15 protein-coding genes are annotated in these 18,424 nt (G+C 70.9%); 12 read left to right on the top strand and 3 right to left on the bottom strand.

The genetic code is table 11. The features are described 5' to 3' along the window. Positions 1 to 268: 268 nt before the first annotated feature. Positions 269 to 1,564, top strand: coding sequence for a PepSY-associated TM helix domain-containing protein (locus tag KZ813_RS19655; RefSeq protein WP_258046971.1), 1,296 nt, complete (start codon positions 269 to 271; stop codon positions 1,562 to 1,564). 17 nt (positions 1,565 to 1,581) lie between these two features. Here KZ813_RS19655 and KZ813_RS19650 read toward each other — a convergent pair whose 3' ends face one another. Further along, the gene (locus KZ813_RS19650; RefSeq protein WP_219756681.1) at positions 1,582 to 2,742 is read right to left on the bottom strand and encodes a mechanosensitive ion channel family protein; all 1,161 of its coding nucleotides are present in this window, start codon (positions 2,740 to 2,742) and stop codon (positions 1,582 to 1,584) included. A 1-nt stretch (position 2,743) separates the two neighbouring features. Next, entirely contained in the window at positions 2,744 to 3,787 is a 1,044-nt protein-coding gene (locus KZ813_RS19645; protein ID WP_219756680.1) for a DNA topoisomerase IB, read from the bottom strand. Between the two features lie 98 nt (positions 3,788 to 3,885). Here KZ813_RS19645 and KZ813_RS19640 point away from each other — a divergent pair, with 98 nt between their 5' ends. Continuing rightward, positions 3,886 to 4,461, top strand: coding sequence for a type 1 glutamine amidotransferase domain-containing protein (locus KZ813_RS19640; RefSeq protein ID WP_219756679.1), 576 nt, complete (start codon positions 3,886 to 3,888; stop codon positions 4,459 to 4,461). A 152-nt stretch (positions 4,462 to 4,613) separates the two neighbouring features. Here KZ813_RS19640 and KZ813_RS19635 read toward each other — a convergent pair whose 3' ends face one another. After that, positions 4,614 to 5,645 carry a quinone-dependent dihydroorotate dehydrogenase gene (locus tag KZ813_RS19635; protein WP_219756678.1) on the bottom strand — a complete coding sequence of 344 codons (1,032 nt, stop codon included), beginning with the start codon at positions 5,643 to 5,645 and terminating at the stop codon, positions 4,614 to 4,616. Positions 5,646 to 5,933: 288 nt separating this feature from the next. Between KZ813_RS19635 and KZ813_RS19630 the strand changes: the two genes are divergently transcribed. From KZ813_RS19630 to glgB, 10 genes are all read left to right on the top strand, one after another. Next, positions 5,934 to 6,371, top strand: a complete 438-nt coding sequence (locus KZ813_RS19630; RefSeq protein ID WP_219756677.1) for an SUF system Fe-S cluster assembly regulator — start codon at positions 5,934 to 5,936, stop codon at positions 6,369 to 6,371. A gap of 1 nt (position 6,372) precedes the next feature. Next, positions 6,373 to 7,836 carry a Fe-S cluster assembly protein SufB gene (gene sufB / locus KZ813_RS19625; protein ID WP_219756676.1) on the top strand — a complete coding sequence of 488 codons (1,464 nt, stop codon included), beginning with the start codon at positions 6,373 to 6,375 and terminating at the stop codon, positions 7,834 to 7,836. A 158-nt stretch (positions 7,837 to 7,994) separates the two neighbouring features. Further along, the gene (gene sufC, locus KZ813_RS19620) at positions 7,995 to 8,738 is read left to right on the top strand and encodes a Fe-S cluster assembly ATPase SufC (RefSeq protein WP_219756675.1); all 744 of its coding nucleotides are present in this window, start codon (positions 7,995 to 7,997) and stop codon (positions 8,736 to 8,738) included. A 229-nt stretch (positions 8,739 to 8,967) separates the two neighbouring features. Next, positions 8,968 to 10,035 carry a SufD family Fe-S cluster assembly protein gene (locus tag KZ813_RS19615; RefSeq protein WP_219756674.1) on the top strand — a complete coding sequence of 356 codons (1,068 nt, stop codon included), beginning with the start codon at positions 8,968 to 8,970 and terminating at the stop codon, positions 10,033 to 10,035. Between the two features lie 466 nt (positions 10,036 to 10,501). After that, positions 10,502 to 11,722 carry an aminotransferase class V-fold PLP-dependent enzyme gene (locus KZ813_RS19610; protein ID WP_219756673.1) on the top strand — a complete coding sequence of 407 codons (1,221 nt, stop codon included), beginning with the start codon at positions 10,502 to 10,504 and terminating at the stop codon, positions 11,720 to 11,722. Between the two features lie 25 nt (positions 11,723 to 11,747). After that, positions 11,748 to 12,239: an SUF system Fe-S cluster assembly protein gene (locus KZ813_RS19605; protein ID WP_219756672.1), complete on the top strand. Its 492-nt coding sequence runs from the start codon at positions 11,748 to 11,750 to the stop codon at positions 12,237 to 12,239. After that, positions 12,239 to 12,592 carry a HesB/IscA family protein gene (locus KZ813_RS19600; RefSeq protein ID WP_219756671.1) on the top strand — a complete coding sequence of 118 codons (354 nt, stop codon included), beginning with the start codon at positions 12,239 to 12,241 and terminating at the stop codon, positions 12,590 to 12,592. The genes KZ813_RS19605 and KZ813_RS19600 overlap by 1 nt, the downstream gene beginning before the upstream one ends. Before the next feature lie 278 nt (positions 12,593 to 12,870). After that, positions 12,871 to 13,782, top strand: coding sequence for a YihY/virulence factor BrkB family protein (locus KZ813_RS19595; RefSeq protein WP_219756670.1), 912 nt, complete (start codon positions 12,871 to 12,873; stop codon positions 13,780 to 13,782). Between the two features lie 36 nt (positions 13,783 to 13,818). Further along, positions 13,819 to 16,242, top strand: a complete 2,424-nt coding sequence (locus KZ813_RS19590) for a glycogen/starch/alpha-glucan phosphorylase (protein WP_219756669.1) — start codon at positions 13,819 to 13,821, stop codon at positions 16,240 to 16,242. Continuing rightward, the gene (gene glgB, locus KZ813_RS19585; RefSeq protein ID WP_219756668.1) at positions 16,239 to 18,404 is read left to right on the top strand and encodes a 1,4-alpha-glucan branching protein GlgB; all 2,166 of its coding nucleotides are present in this window, start codon (positions 16,239 to 16,241) and stop codon (positions 18,402 to 18,404) included. Before KZ813_RS19590 ends, glgB begins: the two co-directional genes overlap by 4 nt. Positions 18,405 to 18,424: the final 20 nt, after the last annotated feature.

Raw genomic sequence — 18,424 nt, 5'->3', positions numbered from 1 at the left:
GGCCGCCCGGCCGCTGCGGGAGACGCCCGCGCGGGCGCCCCCGCGCTGGCGGCCGCCGCTCCGCGCGCCCCCGCGCCGCCGCCTCATCTGACCCGCCGCCGGCGTGCCACGCGCGCCGGTGACCGTCCCCGCCGCGCGCGTGCCGCACCGCCGCGCGTCGGCGTGCCCGAGGATCGCCGCGATGACGCTCCCGTCCCCCGCGCGCTCAGATGAGCGCGTTATTAACCATCCCTCCGCTACGCCGCCCCGAGGCTCGGGAGCGGTGACGATGGCGGACCTGTATCGCGCGGTATGGCGCTGGCACTTCTTCGCCGGCCTGCTGACGCTGCCCTTCCTGCTGTGGCTCGCGGTGACGGGGTCGCTGTACCTCTACAAGCCCGAGCTGGAGCGCGTCGTCTACGGCGACTGGCTCCGCGCGCGCGCCCACGGCCCCGCGCTGCCCGCCGCCGCGCTGGCGACGCGGGTCGAGCGCCAGACCGGCGGCCGCGTCGTCCAGCTGCTCCGCCCCGCGCGCGACGACGAGGCGTGGCGCGCCACCTACGAGCTGGGCGATGGCGAGCGGCGCATGGCCTTCGTCGACCCGAGCAGCGCGCGCGTGACCGGGACCACCATGGCCGGCGGGGTGATGCAGGTGGTGAAGCACCTCCACAGCCTCGCGCTGGCGGGCTGGGTGGGCAATTGGCTGATCGAGATCGCCGCTGGCTGGTCGATCGTGCTGGTGCTGAGCGGGCTGTACCTGTGGTGGAAGCGCGGCCGCGCGCCCGCGCTCGGCGTCCGCGGCTCTCCCCGCAAACGGCTGTTCTGGCGCGACCTCCACGCCTCGACCGGGCTGGTCGCCGGGGCGGTGATCCTGTTCCTCTCGCTCAGCGGGCTGCCGTGGAGCGCGGTCTGGGGCCGGAACGTCCAGGCCGCGGTGGCGGGCGCGGGCTGGGGCCGCCCGCCCGCGCCGGTCGCCCCCGCGCTCGACCACGCGCAGCATGAGCTGCCCTGGTCGCTCCAGCAGCGGCCGATCCCGCACGACAAGGCGGCGCATGCCGGGCGGGGGATCACCGCCGACCAGGCGCTCGCCGCCGCGGCGCGGCGCGGCGTGTCGCGCGACTATACGCTGAGCTGGCCCGCGGCGCCGGGCGCCCCGTGGCTGGTCAGCGCCGAGCTCGGCTCGGCGCAGGCGGCGCACGTGATCTACGTCGACGCGGGCGACGGGCACGTGCTGCAGGACGCGCGCTTCGATGACTTCGGCCGCGCCGCGCGCGTGATCGAGTGGAGCGCGGCGGTCCACCAGGGCAAGCAATATGGCGAGCCCAACCGGTTGGTGATGCTCGCCGCCTGCGTCGCGCTGGCGCTGCTGTGCGTCTCCGCGCCGGTGATGTGGTGGAAGCGTCGCCCGCGCGGCCGGATCGGCGCGCCGCCGGGGCAGAGCGGCGCGGGGCTGGTGGCGATCATGGGCGTCGCGGGGCTGCTGTTCCCGCTCACCGGGCTGACGATGGTGGCGGCGCTGCTCGGGCAGGCGGCATGGCGCCGGGTCGAGCGGGCGCACGGCCGGGCGCCGGTGGCGGCGGAATAGCGCCGGCCGGTCGGCCCTCAGCCCCGCGCCGGCTCGGCATAGGGCATCACCAGCGTCCCGTCGGGGGCGGCGGTGTAGGTGGTCTGCGTCGGATAGGCGATGCCGATCCTCTCGGCGGCGAAGCGCCGCATGATCGCCACCATCAGCCGGTCGCGGGTGGCGTGCGCGGTGGCCCAGTCGTCGCCGGGCGTGTCGACCTGGAGCGCATAGTCGAGGCTCGACGCGCCGAACGTCTCGAACCCGCAGCGCGCCACCTTGGCGCCCTCCGCCTCGACCAGCTCGGTCAGGATCGCGGGCACGCGCGCGAGCGTGTCGGGCGCGGTCTCGTAGGTGACGCCGATCGTGTAGGACACCCGGATATGATCGCGCACCGAGGTGTTCTGGATCTCCTTGTCGAGCAGGTTGCGGTTGGAGATGATCCGCAGCTCGCCGGTGAAGGCGCGGATCCGCGTCGACTTCAGCCCGATCGACTCGATCACGCCGCTGGTCGAATCGTAGCTGACCTTGTCGCCGCGGCGGAACGGGCGGTCGAAGATGATCGCCAGCGCGGCGAACAGGTCGGCGAAGATGCCCTGCGCGGCGAGGCCGATCGCGATGCCGCCGACGCCCAGACCCGCGACCAGTCCGGTGACGTTGACCCCGAGATTGTCGAGCACCACCACCAGCGCGATCGCGAACACCGCGAAGCTGACGAGCAGGCGGATCAGCCCCATCGCGCTCATCAGCGCCTCGCCGGTGTAATGTTCGTCGCGCGTGCGATGCTCGATCGCGCCGAGGATCAGCTCGCGCGCCCAGATCGCGCATTGGAAGGTGGCGGCGACCGTGAAGAGGAAGACGATCGTGGTGTTGAGCTCGGGCGGGGTGGCGGCATAGCCGCTCACCAGCTTGGCCGAGAGCATCACGATGAAGAAGGCGTTGGTGCGCTCCACCGCGCGCCCCAGCACCGCCGCCCAGCCCTTGCCCGAGGTGCTGCGCCGCACCAGCCGCGGGCCGAGGCCGCGCAGCCAGAACAGCAGCAGCGCGATCGCCACGCCGATGCCGAGCGCCACCAGGATCTGCAGCCAATGTTCCTGGAGCCACACCAGGCTGGAGCGGACCAGCGCCTGCGCCTGCGCGCCGACGCGATCGGCGTCGATCGCGGCGGTCTGCGTGGCCGCCGCGGCCTTGTTGCCACTCATCTCAGGCCGCCTTCAGCTCGCACGCGCCGCTCTGCTCGAGGAAGGCGATCAGCCCGCGCTCGGTGCGGCTGAGATACTGGCTGGCGCGGGGCAGCCGCAGCGCCTGGCGGAACGTCGCCTGCGCCGCTTTGTCCTTGCCCAGCGCGATCAGCGCGGGGTGGACATAGGATTTGCGCGCGATCGCCGGGGTGTTGCCGAGCCGCTCGACCACGGGCTCGAGCATCGTCTTGAGCCCGATCGGCGCGGGCGCCGCGACCAGCGCCTCGAACGCGACGACGCTGGCGCCCCAGGTGCGGAAATGCTTGGCGGTGAAGCCGTCGCCCATCGCCTCGCGGAGATAGGCGTTGACGTCGGACGAGGTCACCGCGTGCGGCGCACCGTCGTCACCGACGTACTGGAACAGCTTCTGCCCCGGCAGGTCCTGGCATTTCTTGACGAAACGCGCGAGGCTGCCGTCGGTGATGCGCAGCTTGCGGACCTTGCCTGACTTGGCCTTGTACTGGAGCGACAGGGTGCTGCCCTTGATCTGCGCGTGGCGGTCGCGCAGCGTGGTCAGGCCGTAGCTCTTGTTGGTCTTGGCATAGGTCTCGTTGCCGATGCGCAGCGCCGCCATGTCGAGCAGCTTCACGATCGCGGCGACGGTCCGCTCCTTGCTGTGCCGACGCTTCTCCAGGTCGGCCTCGACGCGCGCGCGCAGCTTGGTGAGCGCGCGGCCGAACGGCGCGCACAGGTCGTATTTCGCCGCCTCCTGCTGCGCGCGATAGTCGAGGTGGTAGCGATACTGCTTGCGGCCCTTCTCGTCCCAGCCGACCGCCTGGATATGGCCGCTCGGGTCGGGGCAGAACCAGGCGTCGGTGTAGGCGGGGGGCAGGCCGATCGCGTTGAGCCGGTCGATCTCGTCGCGGTCGGTGATCCGCTTGCCCTCGGCGTCGTGATAGGCCCAGGCGCCGTGGCGCGTCCGCTTGCGCGTGATGCCGGCCTCGCCGTCGTCGAAGAAGACGATGTGGCAGCCGTTTCCGGTGGTTCGCTCCGCTGGTCCGGTCATGTCGCGGGAAATGCGCGGGCTGGCGCATCGTTCCGGAACGGGCGCCGTGCGACGGGGTTGGGAACGCGTCGTACCGACACCTATTCAGGAGATTTCCCATGGCCGACCTGTCGCAGGCCCGCGTGCTGATGCTCGCCGCCGATGGCTTCGAGACGGTGGAGCTGTTCGAGCCGCGCAAGGCGCTGGAAGCCGCCGGCGCCACCGTCACGCTCGCGTCGATCAAGCGCGATCCGATCCAAGGGATGAAGCAGGACATCAACCAGGCCGAGACCGCCACGCCCGACCTGACGCTCGACGAGGTCGAGGTGGACGACTATGACGCGCTGGTGCTGCCGGGCGGGGTCGCCAACCCGGACAAGCTGCGCGTCGAGGCCAAGGCGGTGCAGATCGTCCAGGACTTCATGGACGAGGACAAGATCGTCGCCGCGATCTGCCACGCGCCCTGGCTGCTCGCCGAGGCCGACGTGATCGACGGTCGCCGGCTCACCGGCTTCGTCTCGATCCGCACCGACCTGGAGAATGCCGGCGGCGAGGTGGTCGACGAGGAGGTCGTGATCGACGACAATCTCATCACCAGCCGCAAGCCCGACGACATCCCCGCCTTCAACCAGGCGATCATCGCCGCGCTGACCGAGGAGCTCGGCGCCGACGAGGAAGAGGAAGAGGAGGCCTGAGCTAGGCCCCTCCCATGCGAGGGCGGGCGGCAGCGCGTCAGCGCTGACGCGAGGGTGGCGCCGGTGGCGGGTCGTTGGACTGCCACCGGCCGGATGACCCCTCCTTCAGAAGCGCGACCCGTCACCCTCCGCCCGTTGGGGCGGACCGTCGGCTACGCGCCGACCGCCGCGCCCACGTTCGCGAAGCCGTCGCGCGCGAGGCACGCCGCCAGCTCCGCAACGATGCGGCGCGGCAGCCCCGGCCCGTCGTAGATCAGCGCGGTATAGACCTGCACCAGGCTCGCCCCCGCTCGGATCCGCGCATAGGCCTCTTCGCCGCCGTCGATCCCGCCCACCGCGATCAGCGGCAGCGCGCCGCCCGTCGCGCGCCGGAAGTCGGCGAGCCGGTCGGCCGCGAGCGAGCGCAGCGGCGCACCCGACAGGCCCCCCGTCTCGCCCGCGTGCGCGCTGCGCAGCGGCGGTCGGCTCACGGTGGTGTTGCTCACGATCAGCGCGTCCACGCTCGTATCGAGCGCGGCGCGCGCGATCGAATCGACCAGCGCGGGCTCGAGGTCGGGCGCGACCTTGAGGAACAGCGGCGTGGTCCCGCGCGCGGCGGCGCAGGCGGCGAGCAGCTCCGCCAGCGCGGCGCCGTGCTGCAGGTCGCGCAGTCCCGGCGTGTTGGGCGAGCTGACGTTGATCGTGACATAGTCCGCCACCGGCGCCGCCGCGCTCACCCCCGCGACATAGTCGGCGACACGGTCCTTCGCGTCCTTGTTGGCGCCGACGTTGATGCCCAGCACCCCGCCGTAGCGCCTCGCCGCCGCGGCGCGCGCCACGCCCGCGGCGAGCCCGCCGTTGTTGAAGCCCATGCGGTTGATGATCGCGCGGTCCTCGGCGAGCCGGAACAGCCGCGGCCGCGGGTTGCCCGGCTGCGCGCGCGGCGTGAGCGTGCCGACCTCGACCGAGCCGAAGCCGAGCCGCGTCAGCCCCGCGACCGCGCGCGCGTCCTTGTCGAGCCCGGCGGCCAGCCCGACCGGGTTGGGGAAGTCGATCCCCGCGACTCGGCTCTCCAGACGCGGCATCGCGCCCCCGAGCGGCGCGCCCAGCGAGCCCCAGCGGGCGAGCGCGCCGAGCGCCACGTCGTGCGCGCGCTCGGGTGGCAGCGCCAGCGCCGCACGGTGGAGGAGGGAGGAGATCGCCATATCGCGTCTGTCGTCGTGTCCCGAACCGAGATCAAGTCGCGCGCGCTGTAAAAAAACGTCTTCGCCGCGCTGAATCCATCCAATCCTTCCGCGACGAGTCGTGCGCATAACGCGACTGCGACCCGAAGGGCTTCCGAACGGAAGTTCTTTCCTCGAGGGCCCGGCAGCCTCTGCCGGGCCCTTTTTTTGTCCCCATCGCGGTTGATTTCGCCCCGTCGCGCGGCCACATGGCAATCGGAACGATCTACTCCGATTTGAGAGTCGATCGCAACTGCCTAGCTGGGAACGATGCGACTCTCGAGCCTGACCGATTATGCCGTGGTGCTGCTCACCGCCGCCGCGCGCCACTGCGGCGGGCTGGCGCGGATGAACGCCACGCTGCTCGCCGAGGAGACCGGCGTGCCGCTGCCGACCGCGCAGAAGCTGGTCAGCCGGCTGGCGGCGGCGGGGCTGATCGACAGCACGCGCGGCACCGGCGGCGGGATCCGGCTGGCGCGCCCGCCCGCGACGATCACGCTGGCGGACGTGGTCGAGGCGGTAGAGGGGCCGATCGCGCTCACCGCCTGCGTCGACGCCGCCGAGCACGACTGCGCGATCGAGGGCAATTGCCGCGTCAAGCCGCACTGGAACGCGGTCAATCAGGCGGTGCGCGGCGCGCTGGCGGGGGTGACGCTGGCGTCGCTCGCCGCCGCGCCGGCCCCGGAACAGATGAAGGTTGAGGCATAACATGGCCACCAAGAACGCCGAGGCCCATGCGGCCGTCGCCAAGAAGTACGAGTGGGGCTTCGCCACCGACATCGAGCAGGACTTCGCGCCCAAGGGGCTGAGCGAGGACACCGTGCGCTACATCAGCGCCAAGAAGAACGAGCCCGAGTGGATGCTCGACTGGCGGCTCAAGGCGTTCCGGCTGTGGCAGACGATGCAGGCGCCCGACTGGGCCAAGCTCAACGTGCCCCCGATCGACTATCAGGACGCCTATTACTACGCCGAGCCCAAGCAGAAGAAGACGATCGCCTCGCTCGACGAGCTCGACCCCGAGATCCGTCGCACCTACGAGAAGCTCGGCATCCCGATCAAGGAGCAGGAGGTGCTCGCGGGCGTCGAGGGCGCGCGCAAGGTCGCGGTCGACGCGGTGTTCGACTCGGTCTCGGTCGCGACCACCTTCCGCGAAGAGCTCAAGGCCGCGGGCGTGATCTTCCTCTCGATCAGCGAGGCGATCCGCGAATATCCCGACCTGGTCCGCAAGTGGCTGGGCAAGGTGGTGCCGCAGCGCGACAATTATTTCGCCACGCTCAACTCGGCGGTCTTCTCCGACGGCACCTTCGTCTACGTGCCCGAGGGCGTGCGCTGCCCGATGGAGCTCTCCACCTATTTCCGCATCAACGCCGAGAACACCGGGCAGTTCGAGCGCACGCTGATCGTCGCCGACAAGGGCGCGTACGTGTCCTATCTCGAGGGCTGCACCGCGCCGATGCGCGACGAGAACCAGCTCCACGCCGCGGTGGTCGAGCTGGTCGCGCTCGACGACGCCGAGATCAAATATTCCACCGTGCAGAACTGGTACCCGGGCGACGAGAACGGCATCGGCGGCATCTACAATTTCGTCACCAAGCGCGCGCTGTGCCAGGGCCGCAACAGCAAGGTGAGCTGGACCCAGGTCGAGACCGGCTCGGCGATCACCTGGAAATATCCGAGCTGCGTGCTGGCGGGCGAGAACAGCGTCGGCGAGTTCTACTCGGTGGCGGTGACCAACAACCGCCAGCAGGCCGACACCGGCACCAAGATGATCCACCTCGGCAAGGGCTCGCGCTCGACGATCGTGTCGAAGGGCATCTCGGCCGGCCGGTCGGACAACACCTATCGCGGGCTGGTGCGCGTCGCGCCGACCGCGGAGGGCGTGCGCAACTTCACCCAGTGCGACTCGCTGCTGCTGTCGGACCAGTGCGGCGCGCACACCGTGCCCTATATCGAGGTGCGCAACCCCTCGGCGCAGATCGAGCACGAGGCGACCACCTCGAAGATCAGCGAGGACCAATTGTTCTACGCGATGTCGCGCGGGCTCGACGCCGAGGCGGCGGTGGCGCTGATCGTCAACGGCTTCGCGCGCGAGGTGCTGCAGCAGCTGCCGATGGAGTTCGCGGTCGAGGCGCAGAAATTGCTCGGGATCTCGCTCGAGGGGAGCGTGGGGTGACGTTTCGTCCTTCCGTCACCCCGGACCTGTTCTGGGGGTCAGCCGTCGGCGCGCCTGACGGTCGGTAGGTTTGCGGAAGGGTCGATCCCGGAACACGTCCGGGTTGACGATGGAATAGGCAACGGCCTCCCTGCAGGGGAGGGGCTTCAGGAATGACGATGCTCACGATTGACAACCTTCACGCCGAGATCGACGGCAAGCCGATCCTCAAGGGCCTCACGCTCCAGGTGAACGCGGGCGAGATCCACGCGATCATGGGCCCCAACGGCGCGGGAAAGTCGACGCTCGGCTACGTGCTGGGCGGGCGCCCCGGCTATGAGGTGACCGAGGGATCGGTCACGTTCGACGGCGAGGACCTGCTCGACAAGGAGCCGCACGAGCGCGCCGCCGCGGGCGTGTTCCTCGGCTTCCAATATCCGGTCGAGATCCCGGGCGTGTCCAACGTCCAGTTCCTGCGCGAGAGCCTCAACGCGCAGCGCGCGGTCCGCGGCGAGAAGCCGCTGTCGGGAGCGGAGTTCCTCAAGGTGGCGCGCGCCCAGGCCGACGCGCTCGGGCTCCAGCAGGACATGCTCAAGCGGCCGGTCAACGTCGGCTTCTCGGGCGGCGAGAAGAAGCGCAACGAGATGGTGCAGATGGGCATCATCGATCCCAAGTTCGCGATCCTCGACGAGACCGACTCGGGCCTCGACATCGACGCGCTGCGCGTGGTCGGCGACGGCATCAACCGCATCATGCGCCGGCCCGACAAGGCGGTGCTGCTGATCACCCATTACCAGCGGCTGCTCGACTATGTCCGCCCAGACCGCGTCCACGTGCTGGCGGACGGGCGCATCACGCGCTCGGGCGGGGCGGAGCTGGCGCACCAGCTCGAGCGCGAGGGCTATGCCGAGGTGGCGGCGTGATGTCGGGGTTCACGCGACGCCGCGACGACGCGAAGACGATGGTTCACGCGGAGGCGCGGAGACGCGGAGGGGGTACGCGGGCGGCAGCGCGCTCTCATCCTCTCACGCCATATCATGAGGCGCCGCTGGCGCGGCGGGGTGCAACGCCTCCGCGTCTCCGCGCCTCCGCGTGCGAACCTCTTCGCGTCTTCGCGTCCTCGCGTGAACCAACATGGCAGGGAGCCGCCGCATGAGCGTGCTCGACCTCCCCTCCAACCGCGAGGAAGCGTGGCGCTGGGCCGATCTCGGCGGGATCGCCGCGGCCGCCGCGCTCGCGCCGGTCGCGCGTTCCGAGGCACAGTTCCTCGACCTGCCCGGCGCCAAGCTCCTGTTCGTCGACGGCGAGCTGGACCAGGGCGCGAGCGAGCTCCACCGCGTCAGCGTCGGCGCGATCGCGCCCGGTGACCACCCCCTCGGCCGCCGCGCCGCGCGCGGCTGGACGCTGCGGCTCGACGCCCGGGCGGTCGCCGACCCGGTCCAGATCGTCCATGTCGCCACCGGCGCGGAGAACCATCTCGGCGCCGCGATCGAGCTGGGCGACGATTCGGTCGCGCAGGTGATCGAGGGCTTCGTCGGCGCGGGCTGGTCGAACCGCTCCACCAGCGTCCGGCTCGGCCGCGGGGCGCGGCTGTCGCGCGCGGTGCGGCTGACCCAGGCGGCGGGCTTCGTCTCGCTGCGCGACGAGATCGTGCTGGGCGAGGCGGCGAGCTTCGTCGGCACCGTGCTCGCGGCGGGCGACCAGGGCGCGCGCGTCGACGCCGCGCTGACGCTGGCGGGCGAGGGCGGCTACGCCGAGTTCGGCGGCGCGCTGCTGACGCGCGACCGGCTCAAGCAGGAATGCGCGGTGCGCGTGCGCCATGCCGAGCCCAACGGCCAGTCGCACCAATTGTGGCGCGCGGTCGCCGCCGGCCAGTCGCAGGCGAGCCTCGCCGCCGCGGTGGAGGTGGCGCGCCACGCGCAGAAGACCGACGGCGAGCAGTCGCTGCGCGGGCTGCTGCTCGACCGCACCGCGACGGTGAACCTCAAGCCCGAGCTGGAGATCTTCGCCGACGACGTCAAATGCGCGCACGGCGCGACCGTGGGTGAGCTGGACGCGCGCGCACTGTTCTACATGCAGAGCCGCGGCATCCCGGCGGCGCGCGCCAGGGCGCTGCTGACCCACGCCTTCGTCGCCGACGCGCTCGACCGCATCGCCGACGAGACGGTGCGCGCGGCGTTCGCGGCCGACGCCGCGGCGTGGCTGGAGCGCGCGCTGTGACGCTGTCCTACGCGCGGGTTCGGTGCGAGAGGGCGGGGGTGACGACGCCCCGGTCCCCGAGCATCGACGCGCGCGTGGGGCGCGAGCCACTCAACATTCGCAACATTCGCGGGGACTGGGGTGATGATCGCGGTTCTCGTCGTGATCCGCGACGTGATCCGGGCCTCATGGGTCCGGACGCGCGAGCCTGCGCGCCGACGTCGTGCTCGGTCCTGAAACGAGGTGACATGGCGGTGCCTCCCCTTTGCTTCAGGGGAGGGGCCGGGGCTGGGGCGCCTCCGCGAGCGCCGCGCTGGTGGATGGGCCCCACCCCAACCCAGCTCGAGGTGAACAGCGCCCCGCGCTGTTCAGGCCATGCCGGGGGCATGGCCGCCCTCGTGCTCCTGAAGGGGAGGGGCTCGGCGCCGCACGCCCACCACTCCACACCCTCCTCCCGGCTCAACATTCGCAACATTGGGGAGCGCGCATGACCGTCCTGATCGCCGATCCCGCCGCGCGCCCGCTCGACGTAGTCGCGGATTTCCCCGCCATCCCCGCCGGCTGGGCCTATCTCGACACCGCCGCGACGGCGCAGAAGCCGCGCGCCGTGATCGACGCGATCACGCGCGGCTACGACACCGACTATGCCACCGTCCACCGCGGCGTGTACCAGCGCTCCGCGGACATGACGCTCGCCTATGAGGCGGCGCGCGAGACCGCCGCGCGCTTCGTCAACGCCGCCTCGGACGAGATCGTCTTCGTCCGCGGCGCGACCGAGGCGATCAACCTCGTCGCCCAGTCATTCGCGGGCACGCGCCTCCAGGCCGGCGATCGCATCCTGCTCTCCACGCTCGAGCACCACAGCAACATCGTGCCGTGGCAGATGGTGGCCGAGCGCGTCGGTGCCGCGATCGACGTGGTGCCGCTCACCGCCGACCAGCGCATCGACCTCGACGCCATGGCGCGGATGCTCCGCCCCGAGCACAAGCTCGTCGCGCTCGCGCATGTCTCGAACGTGCTCGGCTCCACGCTCGACGTGCGCCGCGCGAGCGAGCTCGCGCACGCGGTCGGCGCGACGATCCTGATCGACGGCTGCCAGGCGGTGGCGCGGCTGCCAGTCGACGTGCGCGCGCTCGGCTGCGACTTCTACGTCTTCTCGGGCCACAAGCTGTACGGCCCGACCGGGATCGGCGTGCTGTGGGGCCGGCGCGACCTGCTCGACGCGATGCCGCCGTACCAGGGGGGCGGCTCGATGATCGACCGCGTCTCGTTCGAGCGCACCACCTACGCCCCCGCGCCGACGCGGTTCGAGGCGGGGACGCCGCATATCGTCGGCGCGCTCGGGCTCGCCGCCGCGATCGACTATGTCCAGGCGATCGGGCTGGAGCGGATCCACGCGCACGAGACCGCGCTTGTGGCGCAGGCGCGCGAGGCGCTCGGGCGGATCAACTCGGTGCGCGTGCTCGGGCCGGCGGACAGCGCCGGGATCGTCTCCTTCGCGATGGAGGGGGTGCATCCGCACGACATCGGCACCATCTTGGACGAGTCGAAGGTGGCGATCCGCGCCGGCCATCACTGCGCGCAGCCGCTGATGGCGGCGCTGGGCGTCGAGGCGACCGCGCGCGCCAGCTTCGGCGTGTACAACGGCCCCGACGACGTCGCCGCGCTGGCGGCGGGGATCGAGCGCGTGGCCCGGATATTCGGATGACGGTTTTGGATAGGGACGAGGGACGATGAGCGACCCGATCAAGGTCGAGGAAGTCGAGACGGTGCAGGCGCCGCCGCGCGCGAAAGTGTCCGACGCGGTCGAGCCCGCGGGCGGCGAGACCGGCGAGGGCGGCGGGGGCGGTCGCCAGCGCGACTATCTGTCCGGCTTCCTGGCGCAGCGGCCGGCCGCGGGCGAGGCGGCGCACGAGCCCGGCGGCGCGCTGTACGAGGGCGTGATCGACGCGCTCAAGGAGATCTACGACCCCGAGATCCCGGTCAACATCTACGACCTGGGGTTGATCTACGCGGTCGAGGTGACCGACGCGGGCCAGGCCAACGTGACGATGACGCTGACGACGCCGCACTGCCCCGTCGCCGAGTCGATGCCGGGCGAGGTCGAGATGCGCGTCGCCGCGGTGCCCGGGATCGCCTTCGCCGACGTCAACCTGGTGTGGGACCCGCCGTGGGACCCGCAGAAGATGTCGGACGACGCCAAGCTCGAACTGGGGATGCTGTGATGGCCACCACCCTGCGCGCGCGCCCCGCCGCGCTCAACCTCACGGCGAGCGCCGAGGCGCGCATCGCCGACCTCATGCGCAAGGCGCCCGACGGGGCGATCGGGGTGAAGCTGTCGACGCCGCGGCGCGGCTGCTCGGGGCTGGCCTATTCGGTCGACTATGTCGAGGCGGCGAGCGCGATGGACGAGCGGATCGAGACCCCGGGCGGGGTGCTGTTCGTCGACGGCGCGTCGTTGCTGTACCTGATCGGCTCGACGATGGACTGGGTGGAGGACGATTTCACCGCGGGCTTCGTGTTCGCGAACCCCAACGCCAAGGGCGCGTGCGGCTGCGGCGAGAGCTTCACGGTGTGAGGGGAGGGTGGGAGTGGTTCGATCCGCTCTCCTCCCGTCATCCCCGCGAAGGCGGGAATCCAGACGCGCTGACGTCTGGTCATGAGGCGCGACGGTAGCGCGTCTGGATCCCCGCCTTCGCGGGGATGACGTGCAGGGGAGGGGAGGCGCGTAGGGGCGCCATCGTGTGCGGTCTGCGGGAGACCGGCGCGACCGGACAAGGGCCACCCACCAGCTCCTTCACGCCGCGCAACATTTCACCACGGACCCTCCGCCATGCTGCCGCGTTGGCCGGGATAATGCGAGTCGACCTCTCCTCCGCCGACCTGTGGCGCTCCTTCCGCGCCGACTGGTGGGGCCAGCTGAAGCGTGCCTACACCGCCTCCAACGAGGACAATCTCGGGCTGATCGCGGCCGGCGCGGCCTTCTACATCATCTCCTCGATCGCGCCGATCCTGGCGGTGACGGTGCTGGGCTACGGCCTGTTCGCCGACGCGCAGACGGTGCAGGAGGACATCCGCGCTCTGTTCGCCGCCTTCCCGCGCGACGTCGCGGTGCTGATCGGCCAGCAGCTCGACACCGTCGTCTCGGGCTCGCAGGGCAAGAAGGGGCTGGGCATCATCCTGGCGCTCGCGATCGCGCTGTACGGCGGCAGCAAGGCCGCCACCTCGATGATGACCGCGCTCAACGTCGCCTATGAGGTCAAGGACAAGCGCAGCTTCGTCACCTGGACGCTCACCTCCTTCGCGATCGTGCTCGCCGGCGTGGTGCTGGTGCTGACCGGAATCGCCGCGAGCGCGCTGGCCGCGTTCATCGGTACGCTCATCCCCTGGTTCCCCGCGACGGTGCTGGTGGTGATCCGCGTCGCCACCTATCTCGCGCTCGCGCTGCTGGTGGTGACCGGCGCGTCGCTGCTGTTCCGCTTCGGCCCCTATCGCCCGCGCGCGCGGCTGCGCTGGGCGACGCCGGGGACGGTGCTGGCGACCGCGGTGTGGCTGCTCGCCAACGTCGGGTTCAGCCTCTACGTCGCGAACTTCGGCAATTACGGTGCGACCTATGGGTCGCTGAGCGCGATCATCGTGGTGCTCACCTGGCTGTGGATCAGCGTCTACGCCTTCCTGCTCGGCGCGGCGGTCGACGTTCAGGCCTATCGCGGCCGGCCCGACCATGCCGCCATCTCGGACGTAGCCACCGCGGCGCCGCGCGGTTAGGGTCCGCACCGACATCATCGCCCGGGGGCCAGACACTTGACCGCGACCACCGACGTCAGCGAGCGCGGCCCGCTCGCGCTCGCCATCATCGACACGCTTGTCCACCGCATCGGCAAGGACGAGCGCGCCGCGCGCCCGCACGACTGGCTCGAGGCGGCGATCCTGACGCTGCGCAACGAGATCGTCGAGCGCTGGATGGCCTCCACCAAGCAGGCGCACGCCGCCGGCGCCAAGCGGGTCTATTATCTCAGCCTCGAGTTCCTGATCGGCCGGCTGCTGCGCGACACGCTCCACAACCTGCGCCAGAGCGACGAGATGGGCGAGGCGCTGCGCCAGCTGGGCGTCGACCTCTCCGCTCTCGAGGAGCTGGAGCCCGACGCCGCGCTCGGCAACGGCGGCCTGGGGCGGCTGGCGGCGTGCTTCATGGAGAGCCTGGCGACGCTCGACCTGCCCGCCTACGGCTACGGCATCCGCTACGTGAACGGCATGTTCCGCCAGCGCATCGACGACGGCTGGCAGGTCGAGCTGCCCGAGACCTGGCTGGCGCACGGCAACCCGTGGGAGTTCGAGCGCCGCGAGAGCGCCTATTTCGTCGGCTTCGGCGGCGAGGTGACCGGCGACGAGGCGGGGCGGGTCCACTGGAGACCGGGCGAGGCGGTCGAGGCGGTGGCGGTCGACACGCCCGTGGTCGGGTGGCGCGGCCGGCGCGTCAACACGCTGCGGCTGTGGACCGCGCGCAGCCTCGACCCGTTCAAGCTCGACGCCTTCAACCGCGGCGACTTCGAGGGGGCGATGGCGGACCAGCTCCGCGCCGAGAGCCTGGTGCGCGTGCTCTATCCCAACGACTCGACTGCGGCGGGGCAGGAGCTGCGGCTGCGGCAGGAATATTTCTTCTCCTCGGCGTCGATCCAGGACATCGTCCGCCGCCACGTGCAATATTTCGGCGACGTGCGGACGCTGCCCGATCGCGCCGCGATCCAGCTCAACGACACCCATCCCGCGGTGGCGGTGGCCGAGCTGATGCGGCTGCTGGTCGACCATCACGAGCTCGACATGGACTCGGCCTGGGCGATCACGCGCGCGACCTTCGGCTATACCAACCACACGCTGCTGCCCGAGGCGCTGGAGAGCTGGCCGCTGGCGCTGTTCGAGCGGCTGCTGCCGCGCCACATGCAGCTGGTCTACGCCATCAACGCCAGGCTGCTGCGCGAGGCGCGCGCCGCCGAGGGGATCGACGACCGCGCCATCGCCGCGATCAGCCTGATCGACGAGGGCGGCGAGCGCCGCGTGCGCATGGCCAACCTCGCCTTCGCGGGCGCGCACAGCGTCAACGGCGTGGCGGCGCTCCACACCCAGCTGATGAAGACCACCGTCTTCGCCGACCTTCACCGCCTCTACCCCGATCGGATCAACAACAAGACCAACGGCATCACCCCGCGGCGCTGGCTACAGGGCTGCAACCCGGGGCTGACCGCGCTGATCGCCGAGGCGATCGGGCCCGACTTCGCCGACGACGCGCAGAAGCTGCCCGCGCTCGCGCCCTTCGCCGAGGACGCCGGCTTCCGCGAGAGGTTCGCCGCGGTGAAGCGCGCCAACAAGGTCGCGCTGGCCGATCACGTCCGCGACACGATCGGGCTGCGGCTCGATCCCGACGCGATCTTCGACGTCCAGATCAAGCGCATCCACGAGTATAAGCGCCAGCTGCTCAACCTGATCGAGACGGTGGCGCTGTACGACCAGATCCGCAGCCATCCCGAGCGCGACTGGACGCCGCGCGTGAGACTGTTCGCCGGCAAGGCGGCGTCGAGCTACGTCAACGCCAAGCTGATCATCAAGCTGGCCAACGACGTGGCCCGCCGGATCAACGGCGACCCGACGATCGGCGGGCTGCTCAAGGTGGCGTTCCTGCCCAATTACAACGTCAGCCTCGCCGAGCGGATGGTGCCCGCGGCCGACCTCTCCGAGCAGATCTCGACCGCGGGCATGGAGGCGTCGGGCACCGGCAACATGAAGTTCGCGCTCAACGGCGCGCTGACGATCGGCACGCTCGACGGCGCCAACATCGAGATCCGCGACCATGTCGGCGCCGACCATATCGTGATCTTCGGGATGACCGCGGAGGAGGTAGCCACCCGGCGCGCCGGGGGCTATTCGCCCCGCACGGTCATCGAAAATTCGGCGGAGCTGGCCCAGGCGGTGAACGCGATCGCGTCTGGGGTGTTCTCCCCGGATGACCCGAACCGCTATCGCGACCTCATGAACGGCCTGTACGACCATGACTGGTTCATGGTCGCCGCCGACTTCGACGCGTATGCCGCCGCGCAGCGCGACGTCGACCGGCGCTGGGGCGATCGCGACGGCTGGCAGCGCAGCGCGATCCTCAACACCGCCAACATGGGCTGGTTCTCGTCCGACCGCACGATCGGCGAATATGCGCGCGAGATCTGGGGCGTGCTGTGAGGCCGCCGGCGGCAGCGATCGACGCGCTGCTCGACGGCACCAGCGCCGATCCCTTCGCGCTGCTCGGCGCGCACGCCGGCCCCGAGGGTACCTTCGCGCGCGCCTGGATCCCGGGGGCGGAGAGCGCCGAGCCGCATACCCTCGCGGGCGCGCCGCTGGGTGAACTCGAGCGCGTCGACGGCCGCGGTCTCTTCGAGGGCGTGATCGACGGCGATCCGCAGCCGCTGCGCTACCGCGCGCGCGGCGGCGGGGCGGAATGGTGGGTGACCGACCCGTACAGCTTCGGTCCCGTGCTCGGCCCGGTCGACGACCTGCTGATGAACGAGGGAACGCATTTCCGCCTCTACGACAAGCTCGGCGCGCACCTGCTCCACCACGAGGGCGCCGAGGGCGTGCATTTCGCGGTCTGGGCACCCAACGCGCACCGCGTCGCGGTGGTCGGCGACTTCAACGACTGGGACCCCCGCCGCCATGGGATGCGGCGGCGCGCGGACACCGGCGTGTGGGAGATCTTCCTCCCCGACATCGGCGCCGGGCGCGCCTACAAATATGCCATCACCGGCCCGGACGGCGCGATGCAGCCGCTCAAGGCCGACCCCTATGCCTTCGCCGCCGAGCTGCGTCCCAAGACCGCCTCGCTGACCACCGCGCCGCCGACGCACGAGTGGGGCGACGCGGCGCACCGCGACGCATGGGCCTCGGTCGACCCGAGGCGCGTGCCGATCAGCATCTACGAGGTCCATGCCGGCAGCTGGGACCGCGACGAGAACGGCTGGTATCTCAGCTGGGACCAGCTCGCCGAGCGGCTGATCCCCTACGCCGTGGCGATGGGCTTCACGCACATCGAGTTCATGCCGATCTCGGAACATCCCTATGATCCGAGCTGGGGCTATCAGACCACCGGCCTGTTCGCGCCGAGCGCGCGCTTCGGCGATCACGAGGGATTCGCGCGTTTCGTGGACGGCGCGCACCGTGCTGGGCTGGGCGTGCTGCTCGACTGGGTGCCCGCGCACTTCCCGACCGACGCCCACGGGCTCGCGCACTTCGACGGCACCGCTCTGTACGAGCATCAGGACCCGCGGCTCGGCTACCACCCCGACTGGAACACCGCCATCTACAATTTCGGCCGGCGCGAGGTGTCGGCCTTCCTCGTCAACAACGCGATCTTCTGGGCCGAGCGCTACCATGTCGACGGGCTGCGCGTCGACGCGGTGGCGTCGATGCTGTACCGCGATTACTCGCGCAAGGCCGGCGAGTGGATCCCCAACACCGACGGCGGGCGCGAGAATTGGGAGGCGGTGGAGTTCCTCCGCGCCACCAACCGCGCGGTCTACGCGCGCCACCCCGGCGTGTTCACGGTGGCGGAGGAATCGACCAGCTGGCCCGGCGTCACCACCCCCGCCTATGACGAGGGTGCCCCCAGCGCGCTGGGCTTCGGCTTCAAGTGGAACATGGGCTGGATGCACGACACGCTCCAGTACATGGCGCGCGACCCGGTGCACCGGAAGCACCACCATCACAACATGACCTTCGGCCTGGTCTACGCCTTCACCGAGAATTTCGTGCTGCCGCTCAGCCACGACGAGGTGGTGCACGGCAAGGGCTCGCTGCTGACCAAGATGGCCGGCGACGACTGGCAGAAGTTCGCCAACCTACGCGCCTATTACGCGATGATGTGGGGCTATCCCGGCAAGAAGCTGCTGTTCATGGGGCAGGAGTTCGCGCAGCGGCAGGAATGGAGCGAGGCGCGCGCGCTCGACTGGGGGCTGCTCAACTCCTCCGCGCACGATGGCGTGCGCAAGCTCGTGCGCGACCTCAACAAGGTCTATCGCGAGAAGCGCGCGCTGCACGCGCGCGACTGCGAGCCGGAGGGGTTCGAGTGGCTGATCTCGGACGATGCCGAGCATTCGGTGTTCGCCTGGCTGCGGCGCGCGCCCGGCGCGCCGCCGGTGGCGGTGATCGTGAACATGACGCCGGTGGCGCGGATGCCGTATCGCGTGCCGCTGCCGCTCGAGGGGCGCTGGCGCGAGCTGATCAACTCGGACGCGCACGATTATTGGGGGTCGGGACTCGGCAATCTCGGTGGCGTCGTCGCGGCGGCGGGTTATGCTGACGTTACCCTGCCGCCGCTGGCGACCGTCATGCTGGAGTTCGACGAGTGAGCCGCGGTCAGAAGAGCCGC

The sequence above is a fragment of the Sphingomonas folli genome (assembly GCF_019429525.1).
Lineage (GTDB): Bacteria > Pseudomonadota > Alphaproteobacteria > Sphingomonadales > Sphingomonadaceae > Sphingomonas > Sphingomonas folii.
This window is presented reverse-complemented; position numbering and strand designations above follow the sequence as displayed.

What these genes read in the sequence shown, in the direction of transcription:
- KZ813_RS19655 (WP_258046971.1), top strand. Translation starts at nt 269, where the DNA reads ATGGCGGACCTGTATCGCGCGGTATGGCGCTGGCACTTCTTCGCCGGC.
- KZ813_RS19650 (WP_219756681.1), bottom strand. Translation starts at nt 2,742, where the DNA reads ATGAGTGGCAACAAGGCCGCGGCGGCCACGCAGACCGCCGCGATCGAC.
- KZ813_RS19645 (WP_219756680.1), bottom strand. Translation starts at nt 3,787, where the DNA reads ATGACCGGACCAGCGGAGCGAACCACCGGAAACGGCTGCCACATCGTC.
- KZ813_RS19640 (WP_219756679.1), top strand. Translation starts at nt 3,886, where the DNA reads ATGGCCGACCTGTCGCAGGCCCGCGTGCTGATGCTCGCCGCCGATGGC.
- KZ813_RS19635 (WP_219756678.1), bottom strand. Translation starts at nt 5,645, where the DNA reads ATGGCGATCTCCTCCCTCCTCCACCGTGCGGCGCTGGCGCTGCCACCC.
- KZ813_RS19630 (WP_219756677.1), top strand. Translation starts at nt 5,934, where the DNA reads ATGCGACTCTCGAGCCTGACCGATTATGCCGTGGTGCTGCTCACCGCC.
- sufB (WP_219756676.1), top strand. Translation starts at nt 6,373, where the DNA reads ATGGCCACCAAGAACGCCGAGGCCCATGCGGCCGTCGCCAAGAAGTAC.
- sufC (WP_219756675.1), top strand. Translation starts at nt 7,995, where the DNA reads ATGCTCACGATTGACAACCTTCACGCCGAGATCGACGGCAAGCCGATC.
- KZ813_RS19615 (WP_219756674.1), top strand. Translation starts at nt 8,968, where the DNA reads ATGAGCGTGCTCGACCTCCCCTCCAACCGCGAGGAAGCGTGGCGCTGG.
- KZ813_RS19610 (WP_219756673.1), top strand. Translation starts at nt 10,502, where the DNA reads ATGACCGTCCTGATCGCCGATCCCGCCGCGCGCCCGCTCGACGTAGTC.
- KZ813_RS19605 (WP_219756672.1), top strand. Translation starts at nt 11,748, where the DNA reads ATGAGCGACCCGATCAAGGTCGAGGAAGTCGAGACGGTGCAGGCGCCG.
- KZ813_RS19600 (WP_219756671.1), top strand. Translation starts at nt 12,239, where the DNA reads ATGGCCACCACCCTGCGCGCGCGCCCCGCCGCGCTCAACCTCACGGCG.
- KZ813_RS19595 (WP_219756670.1), top strand. Translation starts at nt 12,871, where the DNA reads ATGCGAGTCGACCTCTCCTCCGCCGACCTGTGGCGCTCCTTCCGCGCC.